The following is a 10289-nucleotide window of genomic DNA, read 5'->3' as shown; positions in this document are numbered from 1 at the left end:
CTCACTGCTCACTGCTCACTGCTCACTGCTCACTGCTCACTGCTCACTGCTCACTGCTCACTCCAGCACTTTGGGCACGCGGAAGTAATCGGAGTCGTGGCGCGGAGCATTGCGCAAGCCATCCTGGTGGCTGACGGTGTTGCGGGGCTCATCGTCGCGCAGCACGTTGATTTCCTGCGAAAGATGCACCAGCGGCGCCACGCCCGTCGTGTCCAGCTCGCCGAGCTGAGCCACCCAATCGAGAATCTTGTTCAGGTCACCGAGCATCTGCTGCTCGCGGGTTTCGTCAAATTCGAGGCGGGCCAGGTGGGCCAGGCCGCGCAGGGTTTTCAGGTCAGTGCTCACTTTGGGAGTTATGAGTTAAAAATTATGAGTTATGAGTTGGTCTGGCCGGCAAGAGGGGGGTAGGGATTTCGAGGCCGCGCCGGGCCATAGGCTGGAGCCAGGGCCACAGCCGAAGCTGGACCGCTAGACCAGTTCCCGCGTTTTTGCTGCTGTTAATTCGGGGTTGCGCCAAGTGCTGGGGGTAGGGATGCCGTGGCCTTCGGGCCGGAAGTCGGCGGCGATGATATCGGCCACGCGCTGCTTGAGGACCGGCACGTCGGCCGCAGTTAGGCCTTTGGTTTCGATGGGTGCGTGCAGCGTGATGTGGAGCGGGGCATGGCGCACGCGCAGGCTACCGGCCACGTCGGGCATGAAGCGGTTGTTGGTGGCCATGCCCACCGGCACGAGCGGCACCTGCGCGTCGATAGCCAGCTGGAAAGCGCCATCCTGGAAGGGCAGCAAGGCCTGACCAGGGGTGGGCGAGATGCGGCCCTCGGGGAAGATGCAGATGGAGCGGCCCGCCGCCAGCGTGCGGCGGGCCGCCACCACCGCCCGGCCCCGGCTCACGGCGCTGGTGCGGTCGACGGTGATGTAGACGCGCCCGAAAAGCGGCCCCCAGACCGGCACGCGCGCCAGCGACGCCTTGCCCATCATGTTCAGGAAACCCGGAATAACCTTGAACAAAAGCATGATATCGACATACGAGCTGTGGTTGGCCACGTAAACGCAGGGCTGGGGCAGCAGCCCGGCCGTCTCGCGGCGCACCCGCACCGGCACGCCCCACATGAAGATGGAAGACTTCGACCAGCCCCGGTTCAGCGCGTGCACATACGGATGCCACTGCGGGCGCCGGCTGAAAAGCCACTGCCACGGATATATCAGCAGAAAGGGCACGATAAACCAGACAACGGCCCACGTCGTGTACAGGCGCTGGCCGAGGTAGCGGAGCAGGTGGCGCATACGGGCAAAGGTAAAACAGTTAAAAGTTGAGCGTTAAAAGCTAAACAGAACGTCATGCTGAGCCTGCGAAGCATCTCGCGGGGGAAAGTAATCCAATCGTTGTTTACCGTGGATTAGTGCTGCACGCGAGATGCTTCGCTGCGCTCAGCATGACGGGCAATTTTAACTTTTAACGCTCAACTTTTAGCTCTATCAGCCAGCACCCGGTCAGCCTTGAGCAGGCCGGCCACGCTGATGGCGTCGGTGATGCGGTCGTCGAGGGCCATCCGCACGGCCTCGGCCAGGGGCAGCTTCCACAGGCGCAAGTCCTCGGTTTCTTCGGGCTCGGCGGCGGTTTGCTCCAGGTCTTCGGCCAGGAAGACGAAGCCTTCCTCGTCGGTCACGGAGTTGGAGGTGTGCAGGCGGGCCAGGTGGGTCCAACGGCGGGCCAGCAGGCCGGTTTCCTCTTTCAGCTCGCGCCGGGCCGATTCGAGGATGTCCAGCTCCACGGGGCCGCCGCCCATCGGAATCTCCCAGCTATACTCGTTGAGCGGGTAGCGATACTGGCCCACGAGCCAGGTATTGCCCTCATTATCAACAGGGATGATGCCCAGCGCCTTGTTCTTCATCGACACCACGCCGTAAATGCCCGGTCCGCCACCCGGATTCAGCACCTGGTCTTCGCGCACCGATATCCAGGGGTTCTGGTACTTGACCTCGGTATGCAGTGTTTGCCAGGGGTTATGAGTTTCGTCGAGCAGAGGGGGGGTAGGGGGCATACAGGGGGCGGTAAGAATCAAGAGAAGCGGCAAAAGTAGGACGCAGCCTGCCGGAGCCGGAGGCTTCGCCGAGCTATCCGGCCGGTTGGCCGATGAAAAGCCAGGGTTAAACTAATGACGCTTGCCCCGCACCCGGCCAGAAACGTAAATTTGATTCATAAGTACCTCGCACGGGTTGGAAATGTGGAAAGGAAGGACCTCTCCGTGCGATGGCGTTTCAACCGACCGACTAGGGTAGATAGTCCTGGGTTTGACGCGCCACTTAGAAAGTCACCGCCCCCGGCGGTGACTTTTTTTTGTGCACAGAGTAGCGCGGCCTTTGTAGTCCGCGAGTCGGACACGCAGGTGGCGCACTCACAGATTATAAAGGCTGCACTACTGTCGTGGCATTCCCTACCCCCCAACCCCGCCCCAACGCCCCGCGTAGGAAAGTTCGGGCCGCACCGCTCACCTTCCGGGCGGCCCGCGCATCTGATGGCCAAGCAAACCCCCGACTCCACCACCAACGACCTGGACCACGAAGGCGGCGACCCGCTCTTCACCCTCAAGCACGCGGAGGCCGAAGCCGACCTGAGTCAGCAGCCCAGCGACTTCGACCCGGCCACCGACGAGTTCCTGACCTCTGACACTGACGATGAATTGGACGAAGGCCCGCGCGACCGCCAGGGCCAGCGCCGCGGCGAAGGCGGCTTCAATGAAGAAGGCAGCGCCGCCGGCAGCCACTAGTCCATGAGGAATGAAGAATTAATAATGAGCAATGGCGCTTTCGCCGTTGCTCATTTGCTTTGTAGCCTGATTGAGCCACGCACTAGCTGCCCGTTCTTCATTCCTCATCATTAATTCCTTCTTGCTCCTTGCTGCCCGCTGATTTTGACACCGCCGGCGTGGATGAGGCCGGGCGGGGCTGCCTGGCCGGGCCGGTGTTTGCCGCGGCCGTGCTCTTGCCGCCCGACTACGCCCCGGCGTTCCTCAACGACTCGAAGCAGGTGACAGCCCGGCGCCGCGAGGTGCTGCGCCACGACATCATCCGCGAGGCCGTGGCCTGGGCCGTAGGCGAGGCCTCGGTGGCCGAGATTGGTGCGCTTAATATCGCGCGGGCCAGCTACCTGGCCATGCACCGGGCCGTGGCGGCGCTGTCCGTGCGGCCGGCGCGCCTGCTGGTCGATGGCAACCGGTTCCCGCCTTATCCGGACCTGACGCACACCTGCGTAGTGGGCGGCGACACCATTTACCGCTCCATCGCCGCCGCTTCAATTCTGGCCAAAACCTTCCGCGATGAGCGGATGCGCGAGCTGGCCGCCGCCTACCCCCTCTACGGCTGGGAACAGAACGCGGGCTACCCCACGGCCGCCCACCGGGCCGCTATCCGGGCGCACGGGCCCACCGAGTGGCACCGGCCCGGCTTTCGGCTGCTGTGAAGCGGTGAAATAGCGAGATGATGAGTTGATGGTTCGTTTGCGCAACATGTGTGGACCATCAATTCACTATTTCACCATTTTACTATTTCACCGCCCTACTGCTTCATCTTCAGCAAGTCCAGAAACAGGCTGAAGCCGTCCACGGTGGCGCCGCCTTCGCCGAACTTATCAAAGGTCAGGGGTTTGATAATGTAACCGCTCACGGCCAGCTGCTGGGCGCGCAGGCGGTCCGAGTCCAGGTCCGAGGTGGTCATAATGAACACGTTCAAGCCCACGAACTCGGGGTCGGAGCGCAGCGTGTCGAGCAGTTCCAGGCCGTTCATACGGGGCATGTTGATGTCGAGCATCACCACGCTGGGCAGGGCAATCTTGGTTTCGCCGTTCTCGCCGCGCAGCATGTTGAGGGCTTCGCGGCCGTTGCGGGCGTGCAGCAGCGGCACGCCGATATCCTGTTTGCGCAGTTCGCGCTGCACGTTCATCACATCCATCTGGTCGTCTTCGACGAGCAGGATGCTGGGGTTGTTTTCAGTGGGTGACATGGCGGAGAAAGAAGCGTAAGGTGGGGCAGCCGGCGGCGACATCAGGCGGCTACGGCTACGGAGGGGGGGGTAGGGATTGTGAGCACCGCCGGAACGGCCGCCACCGTCGTCTTGAGCGGCTGCTTGGGCCAGGTGAAGACAAAGCGGGCGCCAGCTCCCTCGGCCGAATCGATGAAGATGCGGCCGCCCTGGCGCTCAACTATTTTCTTGACGATGGCCAGCCCCACGCCCGTGCTTTCCAACGTATCGCGCTCGGTCAGGGTCTGGAAAATCACGAAAATGCGCTCGTGGTATTCCGGCGCGATGCCGGGCCCGTCGTCGGCCACGGTGAAGCGGTAGAACTCGCCCGCATCGTCGCAGCCGATGGTGAGCTGCCCGGTTGCGGGGTGGTCGTGGTACTTGATGGCGTTGCTGAGCAGGTTGGCAAACACCTGCTGGAGCTGCACCCGGTTGGTGACCAGGGTGGGCAGAAAGAACGGCAGCTCGACCTGCAGGCCGGCCGGCGGCTGGAGCATATCCAGGATTTCGCGCAGCAGCTGGCGCACGAACACTGTCTCGTTGGCCTGCTCGACGCGCCCGACGCGGGCCAGCTCCAGAATGCCGGTAATCAGGTTTTCCATGCGGTGCACCCGCTGGCGCATCAGCTTGAGAAACTCACGGATGTGAGCCGGCAGCTGGTTGGGGCCCAGGTCTTCCTCAATCCAGCGCGAGGCGCTCTCGATACCGCGCAGCGGCGCCTTGAGGTCGTGGGAGACGACGTAGGCAAACTGGTCCAGCTCGCGGTTGCGGCTTTCGAGCTGGCTGATGTTGGTGTCGATGGTGCGGGCCATCAGGTTGAGCATGTTGGCCAGCTCGCTCACTTCGTCGTTTTCGGCATCCACGATTTGCGTTTTGTAGTCGCCGCCGGCCAGGCGCCGGGCCAGCGTAATCATGGAGCTGAGGCGGCGCGAGAGCAGCCGCACCAGGTACAGGGCCCAGAGCGCGCCCGCCACCAGGGCCGTGATGGCCATCGCCACCGAGGTGCCCTGCCCCACCGAGATGCTGCTGGCCAGGCGGGCGCTGAGCTTCTGGCGGTTAGCGTTTTCTTCGCGCTCAAAAGCCATCATCTGGCCCCGGATACCGTCCATGAGCTGCTTGCCGGTCAGGCCCTCGGCCAGATTGCGGTGGGGCATCCCATCCAGGCCACGGTTGCCGGATTGCCGCTTGACCTCACGCTTCTCGCTGATTATCAAATCGGTATAGCGGGCCCATTGTCTGAACAGCCGCTGCGTGGCGTCGAGGTGAGCCAGATGAGCCGGCGCAGCGCTAGTCGCCGTCAGCGCGTCGCGCAGGCGGTTGAAGCGGCCGGCCAGCTCGCGCTGGCCGGCGTAATAAGGGTCGAGGGTTTGCTCGTTGCCGATGAGCAGGTAGCCCCGAAACCCGGTTTCCATATCGATGATGTTGCGCAGCAGCGTCGTGCCCTCGGCCGAAATCTGCTGCGAGGTTTCCACGGCCTGCGAGTTGCGCAGCACCTGCCCGGCCAGGCGGTAGTTCACCAGCACGACGGCTGCGAACAGGCCCAGCAGCAGCAGCAGGCCCGCCAGAAGCCTGGCGGCAAGGGTGATTCTCATTCTCATGGCTGAAAGAGCAGCAGGCCGCCCAAGGTGCCCGCCGGATACGCAGCCGGCGCCGTGGCGGTTGAGCCAGGCGGGCCCCGGCCACGGCTATCGGACCTCGGCCTGCAGCCGCGCCTGCAGCGTGGTCAGCAGGCTGGTGAGCTGGTCGGCCATAGGCTGCACGTAGGCCAGGCCAGCAATGCCGGCGTCGCCCTGGTCGCTCAGGCGCAGGTCCATGAGGTGGTTGGCGCTCTCGTGCAGGCGCCGGTGCAGCGTGTCGAGCTGGGTCATTTCGGCGGCCAGGTGGGCGTAGGCGCCGCGGCGCCGCTCCCGAATCCACTGGCCCAGCGCGCACACCTCCGGGTCGCGGATGGGGCTCTCGGCCGTGTTGGTGCCGTAGAGAAAGGAGCGCAGCTTGGACTTGAACAGCAGGTGCTTGACCAGCGCGCCCTCAAAGTCCTGCTTGATGTCTTCGGCCGTCATTCGGTGAATGGGTAAATAGGTGAATGGGTGAATGAGTGAAGTGAGCCCGCCGCGCGGTGTGACCTGGTAAAGATAGGTGGTCCCTACCCCCCTTCGCGGTGGCAAAGCCGGCTTTGCCGCCGGATGACGTTCTTTTGTGGCCGCATCCCACTTCACCCATTTACTCATTCAGCCATTCACCCATTGCCAAAATGACCGTTACCCTCAAGACCGTGGCCCTCCACGAGACGCACCAGCAGCTGGGCGCCAAAATGGTGCCCTTTGCCGGCTACAATATGCCCGTGCGCTACTCCTCTGACCTTGATGAGCACCACGCCGTGCGGCGGGGGGTAGGGATTTTTGATGTCTCGCACATGGGCGAGTTTAAGGTGACCGGCCCGCAGGCCCTGGAGTTGATTCAGCGCGTGACCAGCAACGACGCCAGCAAGCTCGCGCCCGGCAAGGCCCAGTATTCGTGCCTGCCCAACGAGCAGGGCGGCATCGTCGATGACTTGCTGGTTTATAAGCTGGCCGAAGAAGATTATTTGCTGGTCGTCAATGCTTCCAACATCGAAAAAGACTGGAGCTGGCTGCAAGCGCACAACACCAGCGGCGCCACCCTCGAGGATATTTCCGACCAAACCAGCCTCTTCGCCGTGCAGGGGCCCAAGGCGACGGCCGCGCTGCAAACCCTGACGGAAGTTGACTTGAGCACGATTCCCTACTACTCCTTTGTGCAGGGCGAGCTGGCCGGCGCCCCCGGCGTCATCATCTCGGCCACCGGCTACACCGGCGCGGGCGGCTTCGAGCTGTACGTGCCCAACGCGCACGCCCGGCAGGTCTGGGAGCGGGTGATGGCCGCCGGCCAGCCCCACGGTATCAAGCCCATCGGCCTGGGCGCCCGCGACACCTTGCGTCTGGAAATGGGCTACTGCCTCTACGGCAACGACATCGACGATACCACCTCGCCCCTCGAAGCCGGCCTGGGCTGGATTACCAAGTTCACCAAGCCTTTCACCAACAGCGCGGCCCTCGAAGCCCAAAAGGAAGCCGGCGTAAGCAAAAAGCTGGTCGGCTTCGTCATGGATGGCCCCGGCATCCCGCGCGGCCACTACGAGCTGCTGGACGCCGAAGGCCGCAAAATCGGCGACGTGACCAGCGGCACGCAGTCGCCCTCGCTGGGCAGGGGGGTAGGGCTGGGCTACGTGCGCACCGAGTTTGCGGCGCCTGGCACCGCCATTTTCGTGCAGGTGCGCGGCAAAAGCCTGCCCGCCACCGTGGCCAAGCTCCCGCTGGTAAAAGGCACGGAATAAATCCCTACCCCCCGTCTGTCATCCTGAGCTTGCGAAGGACCTTCTCATCATTAGAACGATGCAGTAATCAGCTAATTACCGCTCGTTGAGGCGTGGTAAGCTGCTTCGCGGGGCTCAGCACGACAGTTATTTTGGCTATGCCCGTTCTCGACCTCTGCTTCTCGCCGGAACTGCTGCCGCTCTACAACCTGAGTGGCCAAACCGCCGTCATCGTCGATGTGCTGCGGGCCAGCTCGACCATCGTCACGGCCCTGGCGGCGGGCGTCACGCACGTGCTGCCAGTGGCCTCGCTGGAGGAGTGCGCGGCCCTGGGCCGGGTCACCGGCTGCCTCACGGCCGCCGAGCGCGACGGCCAGCGGGCGCCCGGCTTCGACCTGGGCAACTCGCCCTTTGAGTACCTCGACCCGGCCCGCCCGGTGGCCGGCCGCGCCCTGGCCCTGAGCACCACCAACGGCACCCGCGCCCTGCGCGAGTCGCTGGGCGCGGCGCACGTGGTGGTTGGCACCTTCCTCAACCTGAGCGCCGTGGCCGATTTTGCCCGGCAACAGCAGGCCAATGTACTGGTGGTCTGCGCCGGTTGGAAAGGCCGGTTTTGCCTCGAAGACACCGTTTTTGGCGGCGCCCTGGCCGAGCAGCTGGCCCCGGATTTCGACGTGAGCAGCTCCGACGCCGCGCTGGCCGCGCGCCACCTCTGGCAGCAGGCCCAGCCTGATTTGCCCGCTTACTTGCTCCAGTCGGCGCACGTGCGGCGCCTCAACTCGCTGGAAGCCAGCCAGGATTTCGGGTTTTGTATGGAAGTAGACCGCTACGCTGCCGTGCTGCCGCAGTGGCGCGAAGACCGGCTGATGGCGTGGTAGCGCGAAACAGAGTTTTGCGCTACTTCAGCTTCTCATTGTTCTGGTGGCGCTGGCTGTCGCGCCGGGTCTTCTTTTCCAGGTTGCGGCGCAGCGCTTCGGTCAAATCAACACCCGTCTGATTCGCCAAACAGATGACCACGAACAGCACGTCGGCCAGCTCATCGCCCAATTCCCTACCCCTGTCCGATTCCTTAAACGACTGCTCGCCATACTGCCGGGCGATGAGGCGGGCCACCTCGCCCACTTCCTCGGTCAGAATGGCCATATTCGTCAGCTCATTGAAGTAGCGGACGCCGGTGGTGGTTATCCACTCATCCACAGTGGCCTGGGCTTGTTCGAGGGTCATAGCGAGGTTACATTGAAGCCAGCAATTTACGCTAACTCAGGCCGGCGAATCCAGCACGATGGTTACCGGGCCGTCGTTCACCAAACTCACCTGCATGTCGGCGCCGAAGATGCCCGTGGGCACGGGCTGGCCCAGCAGCTCGGCCACCAGGGCCACAAACTGCTGGTACAGCGGCGCGGCCACGGCCGGCGGCGCCGCTCCGGCGTAGCTGGGGCGGTTGCCATTGCGCGCATCGGCCAGGAGCGTAAACTGACTGACGACGAGCACCTGCCCGCCGGTGTCGAGTACGCTGCGGTTCATCTGGCCGGCTTGGTCGGGGAAAATGCGCAGCTGCGTGAGCTTGCGGGCCATCCAAACTAGGGCCGCGGGCGCGTCGGTGGGGGCGAAGCCGGCCAGCACCAACAGGCCGGGGCCAATCTGCCCGGTAAGCTGACCTTCGATGACGACAGACGCGGCCTGGACGCGCTGAATGACAAGGCGCATTGGTTTAGGGTAGGGGGTAGGGAATCGAGAATTAAAAGAAGGTCAGGCTGAGTGCAGCGAAGCATCTTGCCCGCTGGCTAATCAATAATTAACAACGATTAGATTACTTTTCCTGGCAAGATGCTTCGCTGCGCTCAGCCTGACCTTCTTTTAATTCTCGATTCCCTACCCCCCGCTCGTCCGGCAAAGCCAGAAGCTACCGCCTCACCCCCAGGCTGTCGAGGCGGTGCTGGTAGCGGCGGGCGTTGCGGCGGTGCTGGGCGTAGGTTTCGGCGAAGTCGGAAAACCCGCTGCCGTCGGGGCGGGCGCAGAAAAACAGGTTCTGGTTGCGGGCGGGCTGCAGCACCGCATCGAGCGAGCCAGGCAGGGGCGTGGTGATGGGGCCCGGCGGCAGGCCCTTGTGGCGGTAAGTGTTGTAGGGCGAATCGACTTTCTTATCCAGATTGAGCACCCGGCGACGGGTGCCCAGCGCGTGCTGGGGCCAGAGCAAGGTCGGGTCGGCCTGCAGGGGCTGGCCCCGCCGCAGGCGGTTCAAGTAAACGGCGGCAATCAGAGGCTTGTCGGTGGGCTGCGCCGTTTCGCGCTGCACGATGCTGGCTAGAATACTAACCTGCACCGGGCTCATTTTCAGCGAGTCGGCCCGCGCCCGCCGCTGCGGCGTCCAGAACCGGCGGTGCCGCGCCGCAAACGTGTCGAGCAGGGCCCGCGGGCTCGTATTCCACACCAGGTCATAGGTGCCCGGAATAAAGAGCGTGCGCACCGTGGCCGTATCGAGGCCGTAGCGCGCCCGCAGGCCGGCGTTGTCGGCCAGCAGCTTTTGCAGCTGCACGGAGTCGATTTCCAAATGCGGCGCCACTCGGCGAGGCAGAGCGGGCAGGTAATGAAACGGCTTTACTGCCAGCTCGATGGTGTCTTGTTCGCCATTTTCCAGCCGGCGCAGCAACGCCAGGTTGCCCAGCTCCGGGCTCAGGCGGTAGCGCCCGGCGCGGATGCGCCCCGGATAGCCGCGCCACTCGGCCAGCCAGCGAAACCCAACTGAGTCGCGCAGCAACGCCGGCCCATTCAGCGAATCCAGCACCGCCCGAAACGGCGCCCCGGTGCGGATGTAGAGGTAGGCATCGCCGTCGGGCGAGGGGGTAGGGGCCGGCCGGTAGAGCAGGCGCCAGGTGCCGTAGGTGCCGGCACTCAGCAGGAAAAGGAGTGGCAGAAGCCAGCGGCGCATAGGCAATCAGTG

At 63.9% G+C, this 10289-nt stretch carries 13 protein-coding genes; 4 read left to right on the top strand and 9 right to left on the bottom strand.

The features are described from left to right. Nucleotides 1–57: 57 nt before the first annotated feature. From gatC to ACFE70_RS07390, 3 genes are all read right to left on the bottom strand, one after another. Nucleotides 58–345 carry an Asp-tRNA(Asn)/Glu-tRNA(Gln) amidotransferase subunit GatC gene (gene gatC / locus ACFE70_RS07400; RefSeq protein ID WP_375417089.1) on the bottom strand — a complete coding sequence of 96 codons (288 nt, stop codon included), beginning with the start codon at nt 343–345 and terminating at the stop codon, nt 58–60. Between the two features lie 123 nt (nt 346–468). Beyond that, nucleotides 469–1284 carry a lysophospholipid acyltransferase family protein gene (locus ACFE70_RS07395; protein ID WP_375417088.1) on the bottom strand — a complete coding sequence of 272 codons (816 nt, stop codon included), beginning with the start codon at nt 1282–1284 and terminating at the stop codon, nt 469–471. Nucleotides 1285–1460: 176 nt separating this feature from the next. Then, a complete protein-coding gene (locus tag ACFE70_RS07390; protein ID WP_375417087.1) occupies nt 1461–2042 on the bottom strand; it encodes an NUDIX domain-containing protein in 582 nt (193 codons plus the stop codon). A 474-nt stretch (nt 2043–2516) separates the two neighbouring features. Between ACFE70_RS07390 and ACFE70_RS07385 the strand changes: the two genes are divergently transcribed. Continuing rightward, a complete protein-coding gene (locus ACFE70_RS07385; protein ID WP_375417086.1) occupies nt 2517–2768 on the top strand; it encodes a hypothetical protein in 252 nt (83 codons plus the stop codon). Nucleotides 2769–2896: 128 nt separating this feature from the next. After that, nucleotides 2897–3460, top strand: a complete 564-nt coding sequence (locus ACFE70_RS07380) for a ribonuclease HII (protein WP_375417085.1) — start codon at nt 2897–2899, stop codon at nt 3458–3460. Nucleotides 3461–3555: 95 nt separating this feature from the next. On the opposite strand, the gene ACFE70_RS07375 is transcribed toward ACFE70_RS07380, so the two are convergent. The 3 genes from ACFE70_RS07375 to ACFE70_RS07365 all read right to left on the bottom strand — a co-directional run bounded on the left by ACFE70_RS07375 (nt 3556) and on the right by ACFE70_RS07365 (nt 6077). Beyond that, entirely contained in the window at nt 3556–3999 is a 444-nt protein-coding gene (locus ACFE70_RS07375; protein WP_375417084.1) for a response regulator, read from the bottom strand. Between the two features lie 41 nt (nt 4000–4040). Then, entirely contained in the window at nt 4041–5609 is a 1569-nt protein-coding gene (locus tag ACFE70_RS07370) for an ATP-binding protein (protein WP_375417083.1), read from the bottom strand. A gap of 93 nt (nt 5610–5702) precedes the next feature. Next, nucleotides 5703–6077, bottom strand: a complete 375-nt coding sequence (locus ACFE70_RS07365; protein WP_375417082.1) for a CZB domain-containing protein — start codon at nt 6075–6077, stop codon at nt 5703–5705. 191 nt (nt 6078–6268) lie between these two features. Between ACFE70_RS07365 and gcvT the strand changes: the two genes are divergently transcribed. Both gcvT and ACFE70_RS07355 read left to right on the top strand, forming a co-directional pair. Continuing rightward, the gene (gene gcvT, locus ACFE70_RS07360) at nt 6269–7369 is read left to right on the top strand and encodes a glycine cleavage system aminomethyltransferase GcvT (RefSeq protein WP_375417081.1); all 1101 of its coding nucleotides are present in this window, start codon (nt 6269–6271) and stop codon (nt 7367–7369) included. 137 nt (nt 7370–7506) lie between these two features. Beyond that, nucleotides 7507–8226 (top strand): 2-phosphosulfolactate phosphatase, encoded by a 720-nt coding sequence (locus ACFE70_RS07355; RefSeq protein WP_375417080.1) that lies wholly within the window; start codon nt 7507–7509, stop codon nt 8224–8226. Between the two features lie 19 nt (nt 8227–8245). Here ACFE70_RS07355 and ACFE70_RS07350 read toward each other — a convergent pair whose 3' ends face one another. The 3 genes from ACFE70_RS07350 to mltG all read right to left on the bottom strand — a co-directional run bounded on the left by ACFE70_RS07350 (nt 8246) and on the right by mltG (nt 10277). Next, nucleotides 8246–8572 (bottom strand): nucleotide pyrophosphohydrolase, encoded by a 327-nt coding sequence (locus ACFE70_RS07350; protein ID WP_375417079.1) that lies wholly within the window; start codon nt 8570–8572, stop codon nt 8246–8248. 36 nt (nt 8573–8608) lie between these two features. Further along, a complete protein-coding gene (dtd, locus tag ACFE70_RS07345; RefSeq protein WP_375417078.1) occupies nt 8609–9055 on the bottom strand; it encodes a D-aminoacyl-tRNA deacylase in 447 nt (148 codons plus the stop codon). Between the two features lie 196 nt (nt 9056–9251). After that, nucleotides 9252–10277, bottom strand: coding sequence for an endolytic transglycosylase MltG (gene mltG, locus ACFE70_RS07340; RefSeq protein ID WP_375417077.1), 1026 nt, complete (start codon nt 10275–10277; stop codon nt 9252–9254). Nucleotides 10278–10289: the final 12 nt, after the last annotated feature.

The organism is uncultured Hymenobacter sp., assembly GCF_964243305.1.
Lineage (GTDB): Bacteria > Bacteroidota > Bacteroidia > Cytophagales > Hymenobacteraceae > Hymenobacter.
The sequence above is the reverse complement of the archived record's forward strand: the minus strand, read 5'-3'. Positions and strand labels throughout refer to the sequence as shown.

What these genes read in the sequence shown, in the direction of transcription:
- ACFE70_RS07390 (WP_375417087.1), bottom strand. Translation starts at nt 2,042, where the DNA reads ATGCCCCCTACCCCCCCTCTGCTCGACGAAACTCATAACCCCTGGCAA.
- ACFE70_RS07385 (WP_375417086.1), top strand. Translation starts at nt 2,517, where the DNA reads ATGGCCAAGCAAACCCCCGACTCCACCACCAACGACCTGGACCACGAA.
- dtd (WP_375417078.1), bottom strand. Translation starts at nt 9,055, where the DNA reads ATGCGCCTTGTCATTCAGCGCGTCCAGGCCGCGTCTGTCGTCATCGAA.
- mltG (WP_375417077.1), bottom strand. Translation starts at nt 10,277, where the DNA reads ATGCGCCGCTGGCTTCTGCCACTCCTTTTCCTGCTGAGTGCCGGCACC.
- ACFE70_RS07395 (WP_375417088.1), bottom strand. Translation starts at nt 1,284, where the DNA reads ATGCGCCACCTGCTCCGCTACCTCGGCCAGCGCCTGTACACGACGTGG.
- ACFE70_RS07375 (WP_375417084.1), bottom strand. Translation starts at nt 3,999, where the DNA reads ATGTCACCCACTGAAAACAACCCCAGCATCCTGCTCGTCGAAGACGAC.
- gcvT (WP_375417081.1), top strand. Translation starts at nt 6,269, where the DNA reads ATGACCGTTACCCTCAAGACCGTGGCCCTCCACGAGACGCACCAGCAG.
- ACFE70_RS07355 (WP_375417080.1), top strand. Translation starts at nt 7,507, where the DNA reads ATGCCCGTTCTCGACCTCTGCTTCTCGCCGGAACTGCTGCCGCTCTAC.
- ACFE70_RS07350 (WP_375417079.1), bottom strand. Translation starts at nt 8,572, where the DNA reads ATGACCCTCGAACAAGCCCAGGCCACTGTGGATGAGTGGATAACCACC.
- ACFE70_RS07365 (WP_375417082.1), bottom strand. Translation starts at nt 6,077, where the DNA reads ATGACGGCCGAAGACATCAAGCAGGACTTTGAGGGCGCGCTGGTCAAG.
- ACFE70_RS07370 (WP_375417083.1), bottom strand. Translation starts at nt 5,609, where the DNA reads ATGAGAATCACCCTTGCCGCCAGGCTTCTGGCGGGCCTGCTGCTGCTG.